The organism is Rhizobium sp. N731 (genome assembly GCF_001664145.1).
In the GTDB taxonomy this organism is placed as follows: Bacteria; Pseudomonadota; Alphaproteobacteria; order Rhizobiales; family Rhizobiaceae; genus Rhizobium; species Rhizobium esperanzae.
On the sequence record NZ_CP013601.1, the window covers coordinates 4,272,984 to 4,288,069 of the forward strand.

A 15,086-nucleotide genomic window follows, 5' to 3' on the forward strand; every position below is an offset into this window, starting at 1 on the left:
AGCGCCGGAACGAACATGAAAGGATAAAAAATGTTCGCAGTCATCAAGACCGGCGGTAAGCAGTACCGTGTGGCAGCCAACGACGTGCTGACCATCGAGAAGCTTGAAGCATCCGCTGGCGACTCCATTGAATTCACCGAAGTGCTCGTGATCGGCGAAGGCGCCGACGCGGCGATCGGTGCGCCCTTCGTAGCCGGCGCCTCCGTCAAGGCGGAAGTCGTCGACCAGACCCGCGGCAAGAAGGTCATCGCCTTCAAGAAGCGCCGTCGTCAGAATTCGAAGCGTTCGCGCGGCCATCGCCAGCATCACACGGTCGTCCGCATCACGGACATCGTGGCTGCCAAGTAAGATCAACGGGTTTCAGGTTTAAAGGAGAACTCCAATGGCACATAAAAAAGCTGGCGGTTCCTCGCGCAACGGTCGCGATTCCGAATCCAAGCGCCTTGGCGTGAAGAAGTTCGGCGGCGAAGCCGTCATCGCAGGCAACATCATCGTGCGTCAGCGCGGTACGCAGTGGCATCCCGGTTCCAACGTCGGCCTCGGCAAGGATCACACGATCTTTGCACTTACCGCCGGCAATGTGGACTACCGAACGAAGGCCAACGGTCGCGTCTACGTGTCTGTCATGCCGAAAGCGGAAGCAGCGGAATAAGCCGGTAGCGCTCAAAAACAGCCGGCGTCTCATCGACCCGGCTGGCCGTACCAGGTTCAGTCCAGAAAACAGGGGAGATGGGGCGCCATCTCCCCTTTTTCTTTGTCCAAACAGGAGGACTGAACATGCAAGGCGAATTGATAAGGGTGGACCAATCACGGTCTTCCCGGGAAGACCAGCGGTCTTCCAAGGAACGGCTGAGGCCGGAGCGGTTAAGGACCGATTGCCCTGTCTTGTTATCGGAACGGCTCGTCATGCGCGCGCCCCACGAAGAAGACATCGACGCCCTTGCCCATCTCGCCAACAACGCCAAAGTCGCCACCATGGTATCGCGTATGCCGCACCCCTATACCGCCAATGATGCCGCCGACTTTGTTTGGCGTTCGCGAAATGGCGAGATTGGCAAGTGCGTCTATGCCATCACCAAAGCCGAAAACGGCGCCTTCATGGGGTGCTGCGGCGTCGAACCGCATACCGACGGCAAAACCGTCGAGATCGGTTACTGGCTGGGCGAGCCCTATTGGAACCAGGGCTATACGACCGAGGCATGCCATGCCCTCGTCGACATGGTGTTCCGGACGCGGCAGGACGTCGACCAGATCGACGCCCGTTGCCGGGTGATGAACGTCGCCTCGCGGCGCGTCATCCAGAAGTGCGGCTTCCAGTTCCAGGGATCGGGGCTCGCGGCCTCGCTGGCGCTCGGCAGCAACGTGCCAGTGGAATGGTACAGGCTCGACCGCAAGACCTGGATGTCGCTCCGAAGCTGGGGGAACATCGCATGAGCACGACGGCACTGCAAAGGCCGGACACCAAGTCGATGATGCCCGGACCCGCGCCGGTCATCCCGACTGCCCGGCTGACGCTCCGCCCCCACCGGCTGAGCGACGCGCCCGCCATCGCGGAATCGCTCTCCGATTTCGCGGTGACGCGCATGCTCTCCCGCGTCCCCGCGCCGTTCGACCGGCAGGATGCGCTGGACTGGCTGATGCCGGTCACGTCAGGCACGCTGCCGGACTGGTCGCTGGCGATAACAGGTCAGGACGATGTCCATATCGGCACCGTCTCGATCGAGCTGCGCCACGGCCGCTGGCACCTCGGCTATTGGCTGAACCGCTACTACTGGCGGCGCGGCTATATGAGCGAGGCGGTCGCGGCGATCATCGAGCGCTTCTCGCGCCGCATGCCGGAGACGCCTGTTCATTCCGGTGTCTTCGCCGACAACCCGGCTTCGCTGCGGCTGCAGGAGAAGCTCGGGTTCCGCATGACGGGTTGCGGCGAAATCTATTGTTTCGCCCGCAACACCATGGTGTCGCACATCGAAACCGTGCTGCAGCCGGGCGCGCTGCAGCCGCGGAAGGTTGCTTAGTCAAACAGGAGGCGCCGCCGCACCGGCGGCGCCTCCATGGTCTGCGATCTCGACCCACACCGGAAAATGATCGGACCCGACGGATTGCGTATCGATCCGGGCGGATTTCAACCGGCCCTCCAGGCCGCAACTGACGAAACAGTAATCGAGATGCATGCGTTTGCCGTGATCCTCAGGATCCATCCAGCTGTAGCTCTCCGGGCGATAGGCCTGAAGCGCCGCAAAGGCGTCAACCGGCGTGCCGATCCTCGCCACGCGGCCGTAATATCCGCCACCGGCACCGGCAAGCGCGCAATATTCCGGCGATTCCGGCTCCATGTTGAAATCACCCATGATGACATAATCCTCCGGCAGCGGCGGCTCCGGCAGCTCGAATTCGGCGCCCCCTGTCAACGACCCGCCTTCTTGCATGAAGGCTTTGACCTGGGCGTTCAAAAATTGCAGCTGGCGAATGCGCTCGTCGGCGGAGACATGGTCGAGATGGACGGAATAGACGCGGACTGCCCCGCCGGGAGCGGCGACCAGCGCCTCCGTTGCGCCGCGCTGCAGGTTGATCTTGGCGATCGTCCGGCTGCGTGGCAGAAGCAGCGTCCGCGTCGACAGGATCGGCCAGCGCGACAGCACCATATTGCCGAACTGAAAACGCGTGCCGCGCACCGGCTGCAGCCCGCCTTCGCCCCCGTCGATATGGATGTCGCAGGCCGGCCCATACACCCAGAAATGGTCGGGAAAGAAGGCAGCAATGTCAGCCACCATGTCGGCAAAACCGTTGCGGGAAAAGCCGCGGGTCACCTCCTGCAGTGCGATGACATCGGCGCCTTCGAGGCTCCGGGCAATCCGCTTGAGATCGTATCGGCCGTCGAGACCGAAGCCGTACTGTATGTTATAGCTCACGAAATTCACGATAATCTTTGACCTCCGTCGGAACCGCCTATATCGAATGGGCCAAGACGGGCCGTCCAACTGCCACCGGATACTGGAAGTAAAATGAAATTTCTCGACGAAGCAAAGGTCTATATCCGATCCGGAGATGGCGGCGCGGGCAGCGTTTCCTTCCGGCGCGAGAAATTCATCGAGTTCGGCGGCCCGGATGGCGGCGACGGCGGACGCGGCGGCGACGTCTGGGTCGAGGCCGTCAACGGCCTCAACACGCTGATCGATTTCCGCTACCAGCAGCATTTCAAGGCGACGATCGGCACCCATGGCATGGGCCGCAACCGCACCGGCGCCAACGGCGGCGACGTGACGTTGAAGGTCCCGGTGGGAACGCAGATCTTCGAGGAAGACCGGGAAACGATGATCTGCGATCTCACCGAGGAAGGCCAGCGTTACTGCCTCGCCCATGGCGGCAATGGCGGCTTCGGCAACGCCCATTTCAAGACCTCGGTCAATCAGGCGCCGGACTGGGCCAATCCCGGCCTGCCCGGCGAGGAAAAAACCATCTGGCTGCGGCTGAAACTGATTGCCGATGCCGGCCTTGTCGGCCTGCCCAATGCCGGCAAATCGACCTTCCTGGCAGCGGTTACCCGCGCCCGGCCGAAAATCGCCAATTACCCCTTCACCACGCTGCATCCCAATCTCGGCGTCGCCACCATCGACGAGCGGGAGTTCATTCTTGCCGACATTCCCGGCCTGATCGAAGGCGCCCATGAAGGTGTCGGCATCGGCGACCGTTTCCTCGGCCATGTCGAGCGCACCCGCGTGCTGCTTCACCTCGTCTCCGCCCAGGAAGAAAAGGTCGGCAAGGCCTATAAGACGGTCAAACACGAACTCGAAGCTTATGGCAATGAGCTGACCGACAAGGCCGAAATCGTGGCGCTGTCGCAGATCGACGTGCTCGACGAGGCCGAACTGAAGAAGAAGACGAAGGAATTGGCGAAAGCCTGCGGCAAGACCCCCTTCCAGATCTCGGCCGTTACCGGCAGGGGTATGACCGAGGTTCTGCGTGCACTGCGCGACATCATCGTCGAGAACAATGCCGAGGAGAAGCCGGCCAAGGCGCCGAAACTCCGGCATCGCGACATGGTCGTCAGTGAAGACGGCAACGACGAGGATGGGGCCGATGACCAGCCCTAAGCCGCTCCGCCGCTACCGCCGCATCGTCATCAAGATCGGCTCCGCCCTGCTGGTCGACCGGAAGGCCGGGCTGAAGAAGGCCTGGCTCGATGCCATGTGCGCCGATATATCAGGCCTGAAGGCCAAGGGGATCGACGTGCTTGTGGTTTCCTCCGGCGCCATCGCCCTCGGCCGCTCGGTGCTCGATCTGCCCTCTGGCGCATTGAAACTGGAGGAAAGCCAGGCCGCGGCCGCCGTCGGTCAGATCGCGTTGGCGCGAGCCTGGTCGGAGAGCCTGTCGCGCGACGAGATCGTTGCCGGCCAGATCCTGCTGACGCTTGGCGACACGGAAGAGCGCCGCCGCTATCTCAATGCGCGCGCCACCATCAATCAGCTTCTGAAGATCGGCGCCGTACCGATCATCAACGAGAACGATACGGTCGCCACCAGTGAAATCCGCTACGGCGACAACGACCGCCTCGCCGCCCGTGTGGCGACGATGACCGGCGCCGACCTGCTCATCCTTCTCTCCGATATCGACGGCCTCTATACTGCGCCGCCGCATCTCGATCCGAACGCAGCCTTCCTGGAGACGATCGCCGAAATCACCCCCGAGATCGAGGCGATGGCCGGCGGCGCCGCCTCCGAGCTTTCGCGCGGCGGCATGCGCACCAAGATCGATGCCGGCAAGATCGCGACCACCTCTGGCTGCGCCATGATCATCGCCTCGGGCAAGACCGACAGCCCGCTCTCGGCAATCGAAAACGGCGCCCGTTCCTCCTGGTTCGCCCCCTCCGGAACGCCCGTCACGGCCCGCAAGACCTGGATCGCCGGACAATTGCAGCCGGCAGGCGAACTGCACGTCGATGAGGGCGCCGTCACGGCGCTCGGCGCCGGCAAGAGCCTGCTTCCCGCCGGCGTGCGCAGCATTTCCGGCCTCTTCAGCCGCGGCGACACCGTGGCGATCATCGGCCCTGCCGGCCGCGAGATCGCCCGCGGCCTGGTAAGCTACGATGCCGAGGACGCCCGCCGCATCGCCGGCCGCAAGTCGGCCGAGATCGCGGCCATTCTCGGTTATGCCGGGCGCGCCGCCATGGTTCATCGCGACGATATGGTGATGAACGCGCAGATCCGGTCGAAATCGGAAAGGCAAAAGAAGGACGCGAGCTATGCTTGATACCGTTGCGCCGGGCCCTGACATTGATGCGCTGATGAACGACATCGGCCGCAAGGCGAAGGCTGCCGCGCGACCGTTGGGCTTTGCCTCCACCGAGGCGAAGAACAAGGCCCTGAACGCCATGGCCGATGCGATCCTGGCGAACAAGGCGCATATCCTCGCCGAAAACGCCAAGGACCTGAAGGACATCGAAGGCAGCGAAACGCTTGCCTCCTTCGTCGACCGCTTGACGCTGAACGACAAGCGCATTGCCGAGATGGCCGAGGGAATCCGCGCCATCGCCGCCCTTGCCGATCCGGTCGGCGAAGTCATCGCCGCCTGGGACCGGCCGAACGGCCTGAAGATCGAGCGCGTCCGCACGCCGCTCGGCGTCATCGGCGTCATTTTCGAAAGCCGGCCGAACGTCACCGCCGATGCCGGCGCGCTCTGCCTCAAGGCGGGCAATGCGGTCATCCTGCGCTGCGGCTCGGATTCGCGCCGTTCATCGCAGGCTATCCATGCCTGCATGGTCGAAGGCCTGAAGGCGGCGGGACTTCCCGAGCATGCGATCCAGCTCGTTCCGGTCACCGACCGCGCCGCCGTCGGCGCCATGCTGCGCGGCCTCGAGGGTGCAATCGACGTCATCGTGCCGCGCGGCGGTAAGAGCCTGGTAGCCCTCGTCCAGAGCGAAGCGCGCGTGCCGGTGTTCGCGCATCTCGAAGGCCTGTGCCACATCTATGTCGATGCATCGGCCGATATCGAGATGGCGAAGAAGATCGTCGTCAACGCCAAGATGCGCCGCACCGGCATCTGCGGCGCGGCCGAGACCCTGCTCGTCGATGCGGCAGCGATCGGCACGCATCTGACGCCACTGCTCGAGGTGCTGACCGATGCCGGCTGCGAGATCCGCGCTTCGGCGGCAGTGCTGAAGGTTGCGCCCGGCCTCAAGCCCGCGACGGAAGAGGACTGGTCGACCGAATATCTCGACGCGATCATCTCGGTCGCCGTGGTCGACGGCATATCGGGCGCCATCGCCCATATCCAGAAATATTCGTCCAACCATACCGAGGCCGTCATCGCCGAAGATCCCGGCGTGGTCGCGCGTTTCTTCACCGAAGTCGATTCGGCGATCCTGCTACACAACGCCTCGACCCAGTTCGCCGACGGCGGCGAGTTCGGCATGGGCGCGGAAATCGGCATCGCCACCGGCAAGATGCACGCCCGTGGCCCCGTCGGTGTCGAACAACTGACATCCTTCAAATACCGGGTGCGCGGTGCCGGACAGACCCGACCCTGACGTGACGACGGAAAAGCTGGACCGACGTTATCTCCGCATGCCGCACAGCGAGCGCGGCATGGTCGTCGGCCTGTTCGGCGGGTCGTTCAATCCGCCGCATGAGGGCCATGCGCTCGTCGCCGAAATTGCCATCAAGCGGCTCGGTCTCGACCAGCTCTGGTGGATGGTGACTCCCGGCAACCCGCTGAAAAGCCGCAATCTTCTCGCGCCGCTTGCCGAGCGCATTGCCGAAAGCGAGCGTGTCGCCGCCGATCCGCGCATCAAGGTCACCGCTTTCGAGCAGGCGCTCGGCATCAGCTACACCGCCAATACGCTCGCCCGCGTCAGGGCGCGCAATCCGCATGTGCATTTCATCTGGATCATGGGCGCCGACAGCCTGCAGACCTTCGACAAATGGCAGAAATGGCAGGAGATCGCTCGCACCTTTCCGATCGCGGTGATCGACCGGCCTGGCGCGACGCTCTCCTACCTCTCTTCGAAAATGACGAGGACCTTCGATTTCGCCCGCATCGACGAAGACGACGCGCGGGTTCTCTGGAAGAAGCGAGCGCCGGCCTGGACCTTCATCCACGGGCCACGCTCCGGCCTGAGCTCGACGGCCATCCGCAACGGCGCATTGCCGGGCGCGGTCGGATAGCTGATTTTCAAGGAAATCCGGAAACGAGAAAGCCCGACGGGGGAGGAGATCCGTCGGGCTTATAAACTCGATCGACAACTGGGAGGAGGAGTGTTGCCGATCCTGTCGAACGGCCATGGGAGGAGGAGAAAGCCGTTTCGATGGATGTGTTGTACCATATTCTGCGGGAAGATGAATATCATTTTGTGCAATGCAGCAATGCGGACGATGCAATACTGCGGCTGCGAGCGCTGGAACGCTGCCGTTTTAATCGGCAAGCCCTGAAACAGCGTCTTTGCCCTACGGTTCTCTGGCGGACCGATCGCGATCCGCAGCTCATTGCAGCCCATCTTCTTCTCAGAAAGCAATGCACGAAAAGGTAAGGCCGATTGTCCATCGGTACGGTTATATTTTCTTGGATACATCCCTAGCCAAACCGTGAGAGTCGTTATATTCCTTAAAATATTTCGAATCCTGGTGAGTGAATGCATGCAGAACCGCGGCCGATGGATAAACCTGGCAACCGCCGCGATCGCGGCTCTCTGGTTAGGCGCGGCAGCGCTGCCGGCGCCGGCCGCAGCCGCCGAAAAACTGACCGTCTTTGCCGCGGCGAGCCTCAAGAATGCGCTCGACGCCGCCAATGCCGCCTGGACCAGGGAGAGCGGCAAGGAAACCGTCGCCTCCTATGCGGCGAGCGGGGCGCTCGCCAAGCAGATTGAAAACGCCGCCCCGGCCGATATCTTCATTTCGGCCGATGGCGATTGGATGGATTATCTCGCCGAGAAGAAGCTGATCAAAGCCGGCACCCGTTCGGACCTGCTCGGAAACCGAATCGTACTCGTGGCCGAAAAGGACAAGGCAAAGCCGGTAGAGATCAAACAGGGTTTCAATCTCGCCGATTTGCTCGGTGACGGCAGGCTTGCCATGGGTGAGCCGAAATCGGTTCCCGCAGGCAAATACGGCATGGCCGCACTGGAAAAACTCGGCGTCTGGACATCGGTCGAAAGCAAGGTCGCCGGCGCCGAAAGCGTGCGCGCCGCCCTCGCCCTGGTCTCCCGCGGCGAAGCGCCTTACGGCATCGTCTACCAGACCGACGCGGCGGTCGATAAGGGTGTCGCGATCGTCGGCACCTTCCCGGCCGACTCCCACCCACCGATCATCTATCCGGTGGCAATTCTTGCCGACAGCAAGAACCCGGATGCAGCAGCCTATCTCGATTTCCTGAAATCGGACAAGGCAGCCGCTTTCTTCACGGCGCAGGGCTTCACTATCCTGAAGTGATTGAGAAGCTGAGACGATTGCGGAATCAGGGGCGACAGCTTAGCGTCAAGGCTGCTGACCTACTATTTTGGCTGCCCACTTCGTGCGGATGGTTGCCCCTCACCCCAACTCTCTCCCCGCTCGCGGGGAGAGGGGACGTGCCCTGCGAGACGTTAGTGAGGGACGGAGAGGTTGCGGCGATTCCCCTTCGCCCCGCGAGCGGGGTCCGAAGGACGGGTCGAGACCCGTGGCTCTCCCCCCGGCGGTGCCGGCAGGCGGAGGAGGGGCAGGCGTCGGGTGATGCCGGATTTTCAAGGGAGACAATCGCAGTTGAACATATTCGGCCTGAGCAACGAAGAATGGACGGCGATCCTGCTCAGCCTGCGCGTCTCGATCGTCGCGATGCTGGCGAGCCTGCCCTTCGGCATCCTCGTTGCCCTGCTCTTGGCCCGCGGCCGCTTCTGGGGCAAGTCGGTGCTGAACGGCATCGTTCACCTGCCGTTGATCCTGCCTCCCGTCGTCACCGGTTTTCTTCTTCTCATCCTCTTCGGCCGCCGCGGTCCGATCGGCAGCCTGCTCGACCAGCATTTCGGCATCGTCTTCTCCTTCCGCTGGACGGGCGCCGCACTTGCCTGCGCCGTCATGGCCTTTCCGCTGATGGTTCGCAGCATCCGCCTGTCGATCGAGGCAGTCGACCGCAAGCTGGAGGAGGCGGCCGGAACGCTCGGCGCCGGCCCTGTCTGGATTTTCCTGACGATCACCCTGCCGCTGACTCTGCCCGGCATCATCGCCGGCATGATCCTCTCCTTCGCCAAGGCGATGGGGGAATTCGGCGCGACAATCACCTTCGTCTCCAATATTCCCGGCGAGACCCAGACCTTGTCGTCCGCGATCTACACCTTTACCCAGGTGCCGGGCGGCGATGCCGGCGCGCTGCGGCTGACGCTGGTCGCCATCGTCATTTCCATGGCTGCCGTGCTCGCCTCCGAATTGCTCGCGCGTCTCGCCGGCCGAAGGATCGATCCGGAATGACCCTGATCGTCCAGGCAAAACAGAGACTCGGCGCCTTTTCGCTCGACGCCGCCTTCACCTCCGAAGGCGGTGTGACTGCATTGTTCGGCCGCTCCGGCTCCGGCAAGACCTCACTGATCCGCATCATCGCCGGTCTCGCCCGGCCGGATGAAGGTCGCGTCGTGCTTGACGGCGAGCGCCTCACCGAAACGACAGCTGGCATCGTCGTCCCGAAACACCGCCGCCGTTTCGGTTATGTCTTTCAGGAGGCACGGCTGTTTCCGCATTTGAGCGTCCGCGCCAATCTTTCCTACGGCCGCTGGTTTGCCCCAAAGGCGGCGCGCCGCGAGAATTTCGATCATATCATCGACCTGCTCGGCATCGAGCCGCTGCTGGAACGCAGCCCGGCAAAACTTTCCGGCGGCGAAAAGCAGCGGGTCGCGATCGGCCGCGCCCTTCTCTCCTCGCCCCGGCTGCTTTTGATGGACGAGCCGCTTGCCGCCCTCGACGAGGCGCGCAAGGCCGAGATCCTGCCCTATCTCGAGCGGTTGCGCGATGAGACCGAAATCCCGATCGTCTATGTCAGCCATGCGATTGCCGAGGTGGCGCGGCTGGCAAACCAGGTCGTCGTCATGCACGACGGCAAGGTGCAAGCGACCGGCCCGGCCGTCGACATATTGAGCCGCCCGTCTGCGGCCGCCGACCGGAAAGAGGCCGGCGCGTTGCTCGAAGGCACCGTCGAAAGCTTCGATGCGCGTCACCGCTTGTCGACCGTCACTCTGAAATCCTCTCAACTGCATATTCCGAGCGCAGTGCTTACGCCCGGCAGACCAGTGCGCATCCGCATCCCGTCGCGCGACGTCATGCTGGCGACCGCCAGGCCCGAGAGCCTCAGCGCGCTAAACATTCTCGAAGGCAGGATCGAAGCGATATCGTCGGGCGAGGACGGAACGGTCGAAATCCGGATCGATTGCGCCGGCGACGCCATTCTTTCGCGTATCACCGCACTCTCCTGCGAGCGCCTTAATCTTCGGCCAGGCAAGACCGTCTTCGCCATCATCAAGACCGTTGCCCTGGAAGGCTGATCAGCCGCGCTCGCCAGGCGGCAGATTTCGCTTGGCTTCGAGCCAGGCGAGATCCTCGGCAAGGCTCTCCCGCACCGTCTTTTCCATCCGGCGAAAACGCGCGAGCAATTCTTCGCCGAATGGCGTCAATGCCGCACCGCCGCCCTTCTGTCCGCCGCGTTGCGGCTCCACCACCTGTTCTGAGAACATCCGGTTCATCTCGCTGACAAGCAGCCAGGCTCGGCGATAGGACATGTCCATCGCCCGCCCGGCCGCCGAGATCGACCCCGTCGCGCAGATATGCTCCAGCAGCTCCATCTTGCCGTGACCGAGACGATGCTCATTCGGAAAGCTGATTCGCAGGACGGGAATAGGTGTTTTTGCGGCTGGGTCGGTCATCGAATCGAGAAATCGAGGAATTTGCGGCACTTTACGCCGCGGTACGGAAACTGTACACCGACCGCACAAGCAGCCTGGGCGGCAATATTCTTCAATTCGGGCGCCAGATCGGATTTTCGGCCGCTCTGTACCTTAGCACGTCTTGAAACATTAGTGGTTTGATGCCTATCTTAACCATGATCCGGTCGTGATCGGATCTCGTGTTGTGCATGGTTTGTCATTCCAGGAAAGGGAAAAAACTGACAACAGTACACGCCAAGGGAAAAACGCTCGCCGTTGTCCCGAAGAGTGCGGAACGTGGCGCCGATGCCGCTGCCCGCGCCTTAGAAGCCGTCCTCACCAGCCTTGAGGACTCCAAAGCTGAAGATATCGTCACCATCGACATTGCCGGAAAATCGGCGCTTGGAGACTACATGATCGTCGTCTCCGGTCGCTCGAACAGGCATGTCCTGGCGATCTCGGATCACCTGCTCACCGATCTCAAGGACGAAGGCTTCGGTTCAGCCCGCGTCGAAGGTCAGGAAGGCGGCGACTGGATCCTGATCGACACCGGCGACATCATCGTGCATGTGTTCCGTCCCGAAATCCGCGAGTTCTACAACATCGAAAAGATGTGGGCGGCTCCGGATATGGATGAAGAAACACGGCACTGACAGGCGGGCCGGCATCGCCCGGCGCCTGAGACGCGGCATTTGACTGGCCGGAAAACATGAGAAGCCGGCTGCGGTGCATCGTGCGCCTGAAATGCCGTCACGAGCAGGAGCGGGGAAATGCGAATTGGTCTTTTTGCGGTGGGACGGCTGAAGTCCGGCCCCGAAAAGGATCTTGTGGCCCGTTACCTCGATCGTTTCGCCAAGGCCGGCTCTGCTGTCGGTCTCGAATTCACCCGTGTTGCCGAAGTCGGCGAAAGCCGCGCCTCCAATGCGGAGACCCGCAAGCGCGAAGAGGCGGCGATGCTTTTGAAATCGCTGGCCGAGGGCAGTGTTCTCATTCTTCTCGACGAACGCGGCAAGGCGCTCGACAGCGAAGCCTTCGCAAACCTGCTCGGCACCTATCGTGACCAGGGAAAACGCGAGCTGACGATTGCGATCGGCGGAGCCGACGGCCTCGATCCCGCCCTTTACGACCGGGCCGACGCCACACTGTGCCTCGGCAAAATGACCTGGCCGCACCAACTCGTGCGCACGCTGATCGCCGAGCAGCTCTACCGCGCCGTCACCATCTTGTCCGGCCACCCCTATCACCGCGTCTGACCTTCCGGCTCGGTCCATGGCTTTGGCGATGCGTCGCATTGTCACGCAGCCGTGTTTTGCGCAGGCAGGCTTTCTCCTGCAAACTTTCTGGCAAAGCGTGCCAAATCAGCTTAGTCTCCGCGCGATTTGAGAGAGTGCCCGGACACGCATGACGACGACTCCAACCAGGCGACACCGCATGATTCTGCCGGCACTTGCGGCCGGTTTGGGTGTTGCGGTCATACTCGTCTCGACAAGCCCGTTTTCGGTCCGGGCCCAGGATGCCGCCCCGGAAGCGGCGCAATCTTCAGACCCGCCGCCCGCCGAGGCGCCGCCGCCCGATCCGGCCGCCGAACTTGCCGCCAAACGCGATCAGACCCGCGCCGAACTCCAAACCCTCTCGAAGACGATCAGCCTGTCCTCCGACAAGGTGAGCGAACTCCAGCAGAGTATCGCCAATCTGGAAAAGAGCACGCAGAGCATTCGCCAGGCCCTGATCGATTCCGCCGCCCGCCGCAAAGGCCTGGAAAAGCAGATTCTCGAGAGCGAGAAGAAGCTTGCCGATCTCGGCGTCAAGCAGGATGGCATTCGCCGTTCCCTGCATGAGCGCCGCGGCCTGCTGGCCGAGGTGCTGGCGGCACTCCAGCGCATGGGCCGCAATCCGCCGCCGGCTTTGCTCGTCACGCCCGACGACGCGCTTGCTTCCGTGCGCAGCGCCATACTGCTCGGCGCCGTCGTGCCCGGCATCCGCAAGGAAACCGACAGGCTCGCCGCCGATCTCGCAAGCCTGGCTGCGCTGCAGACGGCAAGCGCCGCCGAGAAGACGCAGCTTACGGCGACGATGACCGACAGCATCGAGGAAGAGCGGCGCATGGACCTGCTGCTTGCCGAAAACGATAAGCTCAGCCGCAGCAACGCCGCCGAACTGGAGGCCGAAAGGAAACGCTCGCAGGAACTCGCGGGCAAGGCGACCAGCCTCGAAGGCCTCGTCGCCTCGATGGAATCCGAGATCGCCTCGGTACGCGAAGCGGCCGCCGCCGCCCGCCAGGCCGAGGAAAACCGCAAGCTCTTGACCGACGAGCAGCGGGCTCAGGCGAAGGCGCTGGCCGAGAGCGGCGTGCCCGATAAAAACCGCATTGCGCCCGCATATCCCTTCGCAGAATTGAGGGCGAAATTGGAACTGCCGGTGGCCGGCGATATCCTGCGCCAGTTCGGCGATGCCGATGGCACCGGGCATGAAGCCATGGGAATGACGGTCGCCACCAATCCGGAGACAGTGGTGACGGCGCCTGCCGATGGCCTGGTGGTTTTTGCCGGCGCTTTCCGCAGTTACGGTCAGATGATCATTCTCGACGCGGGCGACGGATATCACCTGGTTCTCTCGGGAATGGATGCGATCAATACCCGTCAGGGAAAATTCGTTTTCTCCGGCGAACCGCTCGCCGTGATGGGAGCGAAAAGAGTGGCGAGCGCAACTGCATTGGCGCTGGAAACGGACCGGCCAACGCTTTACATTGAATTTCGAAAAGACGGTAAACCGGTCGATTCCCGACCGTGGTGGACCGCCAAGGACACTGGAAAGGCACGCAATGATTCGTAGGGCTTCTCTTGTTCTGGTCGGCGCATTGATGGGTGCGACCGCGATGAGCGTCATTTACTCGGCAGGTGTGCCGGCAGAAGCAGCCGGATCCTCGACATACAAGGAACTCTCGGTATTCGGCGACGTCTTCGAACGCGTGCGCGCGCAGTACGTCACGCCGCCGGCCGAAGACAAGCTGATCGAGAATGCCATCAACGGCATGCTGTCCTCGCTCGATCCGCATTCGAGCTACATGAATGCGAAGGACGCCGAAGACATGCGCACCCAGACGAAGGGTGAGTTCGGCGGTCTCGGCATCGAAGTCACGATGGAGGACGAGCTCGTCAAGGTCATCACCCCGATCGATGACACGCCCGCCGCCAAGGCCGGCGTTCTCGCCGGCGACTACATCTCCGAGATCGACGGCCAGTCCGTTCGCGGCCTGAAGCTGGAAGACGCCGTCGAGAAGATGCGCGGTGCCGTCAACACGCCGATCAAGCTGACGCTGATTCGCAAGGGCGCCGACAAGCCGATCGAACTGACGATCGTCCGTGATGTGGTCGCCGTCCAGGCCGTCAAGTCGCGCGTCGAGGACGATGTCGGTTACCTCCGCATCATCTCCTTCACCGAAAAGACCTATCCCGACATGGAGAAGGCGATCAAGAAGATCAAGGACACCGTTCCGGCCGACAAACTGAAGGGTTACGTCCTTGACCTGCGCCTCAACCCGGGCGGTCTGCTCGACCAGGCGATCAACGTCTCCGACGCGCTGCTGCAGCGTGGCGAGGTCGTTTCGACCCGCGGCCGCAATCCCGATGAAACCCGCCGATTCAATGCCGGTCCGGGCGATCTGACCGATGGCAAGCCGGTCATCGTGCTGATCAACGGCGGTTCGGCGTCCGCATCGGAAATCGTCGCCGGCGCCCTTCAGGATCTGCGCCGTGCCACCGTTCTCGGCACCCGCTCCTTCGGCAAGGGTTCCGTCCAGACGATCATCCCGCTCGGCGAAAACGGCGCGCTGCGCCTGACCACGGCGCTCTATTACACGCCGTCGGGCCGCTCGATCCAGGGCACCGGCATCACCCCCGACATCAAGGTCGAGGAGCCGCTGCCGGAGGAACTTCAGGGCAAGATGGTGACCGAAGGTGAATCCAGCCTGCGCGGCCACATCAAGGGCCAGAGCGAAACCGACGAAGGTTCGGGCTCCGTTGCCTATGTGCCGCCGGACCCGAAGGACGACGTTCAGCTGAACTACGCGCTCGACCTTCTGCGCGGCAAGAAGACCGATCCGGCCTTCCCGCCGAACCCGGACAAGGCCGTCGTCGCCAAGTAATCGATCATTGCAAGGCCGGGCACTCGCCCGGCCTTGACCCTTTCTGCTGTTTCCCGGTTTGGAGCG

The 15,086-nt window shown here is 62.8% G+C and carries 17 protein-coding genes; 15 read left to right on the top strand and 2 right to left on the bottom strand.

The window, feature by feature from the left end:
- Positions 1 to 30: 30 nt before the first annotated feature.
- The 4 genes from rplU to AMK02_RS20645 all read left to right on the top strand — a co-directional run bounded on the left by rplU (position 31) and on the right by AMK02_RS20645 (position 2,018).
- On the top strand, positions 31 to 348 hold the full coding sequence (gene rplU, locus AMK02_RS20630; protein WP_007824851.1) for a 50S ribosomal protein L21: 318 nt from the start codon (positions 31 to 33) through the stop codon (positions 346 to 348).
- Between the two features lie 34 nt (positions 349 to 382).
- Positions 383 to 652: a 50S ribosomal protein L27 gene (gene rpmA / locus AMK02_RS20635; RefSeq protein ID WP_004676172.1), complete on the top strand. Its 270-nt coding sequence runs from the start codon at positions 383 to 385 to the stop codon at positions 650 to 652.
- A gap of 125 nt (positions 653 to 777) precedes the next feature.
- Positions 778 to 1,434, top strand: coding sequence for a GNAT family N-acetyltransferase (locus AMK02_RS20640; protein WP_064805708.1), 657 nt, complete (start codon positions 778 to 780; stop codon positions 1,432 to 1,434).
- On the top strand, positions 1,431 to 2,018 hold the full coding sequence (locus tag AMK02_RS20645; RefSeq protein WP_064805710.1) for a GNAT family N-acetyltransferase: 588 nt from the start codon (positions 1,431 to 1,433) through the stop codon (positions 2,016 to 2,018). Before AMK02_RS20640 ends, AMK02_RS20645 begins: the two co-directional genes overlap by 4 nt.
- Here AMK02_RS20645 and AMK02_RS20650 read toward each other — a convergent pair whose 3' ends face one another.
- A complete protein-coding gene (locus AMK02_RS20650; RefSeq protein WP_064805712.1) occupies positions 2,019 to 2,921 on the bottom strand; it encodes an endonuclease/exonuclease/phosphatase family protein in 903 nt (300 codons plus the stop codon). It abuts the gene before it with no gap.
- Between the two features lie 84 nt (positions 2,922 to 3,005).
- Here AMK02_RS20650 and obgE point away from each other — a divergent pair, with 84 nt between their 5' ends.
- The 7 genes from obgE (at position 3,006) to modC (ending at position 10,498) form a co-directional block, all read left to right on the top strand.
- Positions 3,006 to 4,094 (top strand): GTPase ObgE, encoded by a 1,089-nt coding sequence (obgE, locus tag AMK02_RS20655; protein WP_064805714.1) that lies wholly within the window; start codon positions 3,006 to 3,008, stop codon positions 4,092 to 4,094.
- Positions 4,081 to 5,250 carry a glutamate 5-kinase gene (gene proB / locus AMK02_RS20660; protein ID WP_064806414.1) on the top strand — a complete coding sequence of 390 codons (1,170 nt, stop codon included), beginning with the start codon at positions 4,081 to 4,083 and terminating at the stop codon, positions 5,248 to 5,250. The genes obgE and proB overlap by 14 nt, the downstream gene beginning before the upstream one ends.
- Complete coding sequence (locus AMK02_RS20665) at positions 5,243 to 6,526, top strand: glutamate-5-semialdehyde dehydrogenase (RefSeq protein WP_064805716.1); 1,284 nt, start codon at positions 5,243 to 5,245, stop codon at positions 6,524 to 6,526. Before proB ends, AMK02_RS20665 begins: the two co-directional genes overlap by 8 nt.
- Positions 6,527 to 6,563: 37 nt before the next feature.
- Positions 6,564 to 7,163: a nicotinate-nucleotide adenylyltransferase gene (locus AMK02_RS20670; RefSeq protein WP_237358358.1), complete on the top strand. Its 600-nt coding sequence runs from the start codon at positions 6,564 to 6,566 to the stop codon at positions 7,161 to 7,163.
- A gap of 468 nt (positions 7,164 to 7,631) precedes the next feature.
- Positions 7,632 to 8,423, top strand: a complete 792-nt coding sequence (gene modA, locus AMK02_RS20680) for a molybdate ABC transporter substrate-binding protein (RefSeq protein WP_064805721.1) — start codon at positions 7,632 to 7,634, stop codon at positions 8,421 to 8,423.
- Positions 8,424 to 8,732: 309 nt separating this feature from the next.
- The gene (modB, locus tag AMK02_RS20685) at positions 8,733 to 9,434 is read left to right on the top strand and encodes a molybdate ABC transporter permease subunit (RefSeq protein ID WP_064805723.1); all 702 of its coding nucleotides are present in this window, start codon (positions 8,733 to 8,735) and stop codon (positions 9,432 to 9,434) included.
- Complete coding sequence (gene modC, locus AMK02_RS20690; RefSeq protein ID WP_064805725.1) at positions 9,431 to 10,498, top strand: molybdenum ABC transporter ATP-binding protein; 1,068 nt, start codon at positions 9,431 to 9,433, stop codon at positions 10,496 to 10,498. Before modB ends, modC begins: the two co-directional genes overlap by 4 nt.
- Here modC and AMK02_RS20695 read toward each other — a convergent pair whose 3' ends face one another.
- Positions 10,499 to 10,876, bottom strand: a complete 378-nt coding sequence (locus tag AMK02_RS20695) for a winged helix-turn-helix domain-containing protein (protein WP_064805727.1) — start codon at positions 10,874 to 10,876, stop codon at positions 10,499 to 10,501.
- A gap of 209 nt (positions 10,877 to 11,085) precedes the next feature.
- Between AMK02_RS20695 and rsfS the strand changes: the two genes are divergently transcribed.
- From rsfS to AMK02_RS20715, 4 genes are all read left to right on the top strand, one after another.
- Complete coding sequence (gene rsfS / locus AMK02_RS20700; protein ID WP_042119120.1) at positions 11,086 to 11,529, top strand: ribosome silencing factor; 444 nt, start codon at positions 11,086 to 11,088, stop codon at positions 11,527 to 11,529.
- A gap of 117 nt (positions 11,530 to 11,646) precedes the next feature.
- Positions 11,647 to 12,129: a 23S rRNA (pseudouridine(1915)-N(3))-methyltransferase RlmH gene (rlmH, locus tag AMK02_RS20705; RefSeq protein WP_064805729.1), complete on the top strand. Its 483-nt coding sequence runs from the start codon at positions 11,647 to 11,649 to the stop codon at positions 12,127 to 12,129.
- A gap of 178 nt (positions 12,130 to 12,307) precedes the next feature.
- Positions 12,308 to 13,708, top strand: coding sequence for a murein hydrolase activator EnvC family protein (locus tag AMK02_RS20710; protein WP_064805730.1), 1,401 nt, complete (start codon positions 12,308 to 12,310; stop codon positions 13,706 to 13,708).
- Positions 13,698 to 15,020 carry a S41 family peptidase gene (locus AMK02_RS20715; RefSeq protein ID WP_003543943.1) on the top strand — a complete coding sequence of 441 codons (1,323 nt, stop codon included), beginning with the start codon at positions 13,698 to 13,700 and terminating at the stop codon, positions 15,018 to 15,020. Before AMK02_RS20710 ends, AMK02_RS20715 begins: the two co-directional genes overlap by 11 nt.
- The last annotated feature ends 66 nt before the right edge of the window (positions 15,021 to 15,086 follow it).

Excerpts from the sequence above, each read along its gene's own strand:
- AMK02_RS20715 (WP_003543943.1), top strand. The coding sequence starts at position 13,698 with ATGATTCGTAGGGCTTCTCTTGTTCTGGTCGGCGCATTGATGGGTGCG.
- AMK02_RS20670 (WP_237358358.1), top strand. The coding sequence starts at position 6,564 with ATGCCGCACAGCGAGCGCGGCATGGTCGTCGGCCTGTTCGGCGGGTCG.
- AMK02_RS20645 (WP_064805710.1), top strand. The coding sequence starts at position 1,431 with ATGAGCACGACGGCACTGCAAAGGCCGGACACCAAGTCGATGATGCCC.
- rsfS (WP_042119120.1), top strand. The coding sequence starts at position 11,086 with ATGGTTTGTCATTCCAGGAAAGGGAAAAAACTGACAACAGTACACGCC.
- modC (WP_064805725.1), top strand. The coding sequence starts at position 9,431 with ATGACCCTGATCGTCCAGGCAAAACAGAGACTCGGCGCCTTTTCGCTC.
- obgE (WP_064805714.1), top strand. The coding sequence starts at position 3,006 with ATGAAATTTCTCGACGAAGCAAAGGTCTATATCCGATCCGGAGATGGC.
- AMK02_RS20710 (WP_064805730.1), top strand. The coding sequence starts at position 12,308 with ATGATTCTGCCGGCACTTGCGGCCGGTTTGGGTGTTGCGGTCATACTC.
- proB (WP_064806414.1), top strand. The coding sequence starts at position 4,081 with ATGACCAGCCCTAAGCCGCTCCGCCGCTACCGCCGCATCGTCATCAAG.
- rplU (WP_007824851.1), top strand. The coding sequence starts at position 31 with ATGTTCGCAGTCATCAAGACCGGCGGTAAGCAGTACCGTGTGGCAGCC.
- AMK02_RS20665 (WP_064805716.1), top strand. The coding sequence starts at position 5,243 with ATGCTTGATACCGTTGCGCCGGGCCCTGACATTGATGCGCTGATGAAC.
- modA (WP_064805721.1), top strand. The coding sequence starts at position 7,632 with ATGCAGAACCGCGGCCGATGGATAAACCTGGCAACCGCCGCGATCGCG.
- rlmH (WP_064805729.1), top strand. The coding sequence starts at position 11,647 with ATGCGAATTGGTCTTTTTGCGGTGGGACGGCTGAAGTCCGGCCCCGAA.
- AMK02_RS20640 (WP_064805708.1), top strand. The coding sequence starts at position 778 with ATGCAAGGCGAATTGATAAGGGTGGACCAATCACGGTCTTCCCGGGAA.
- rpmA (WP_004676172.1), top strand. The coding sequence starts at position 383 with ATGGCACATAAAAAAGCTGGCGGTTCCTCGCGCAACGGTCGCGATTCC.
- AMK02_RS20695 (WP_064805727.1), bottom strand. The coding sequence starts at position 10,876 with ATGACCGACCCAGCCGCAAAAACACCTATTCCCGTCCTGCGAATCAGC.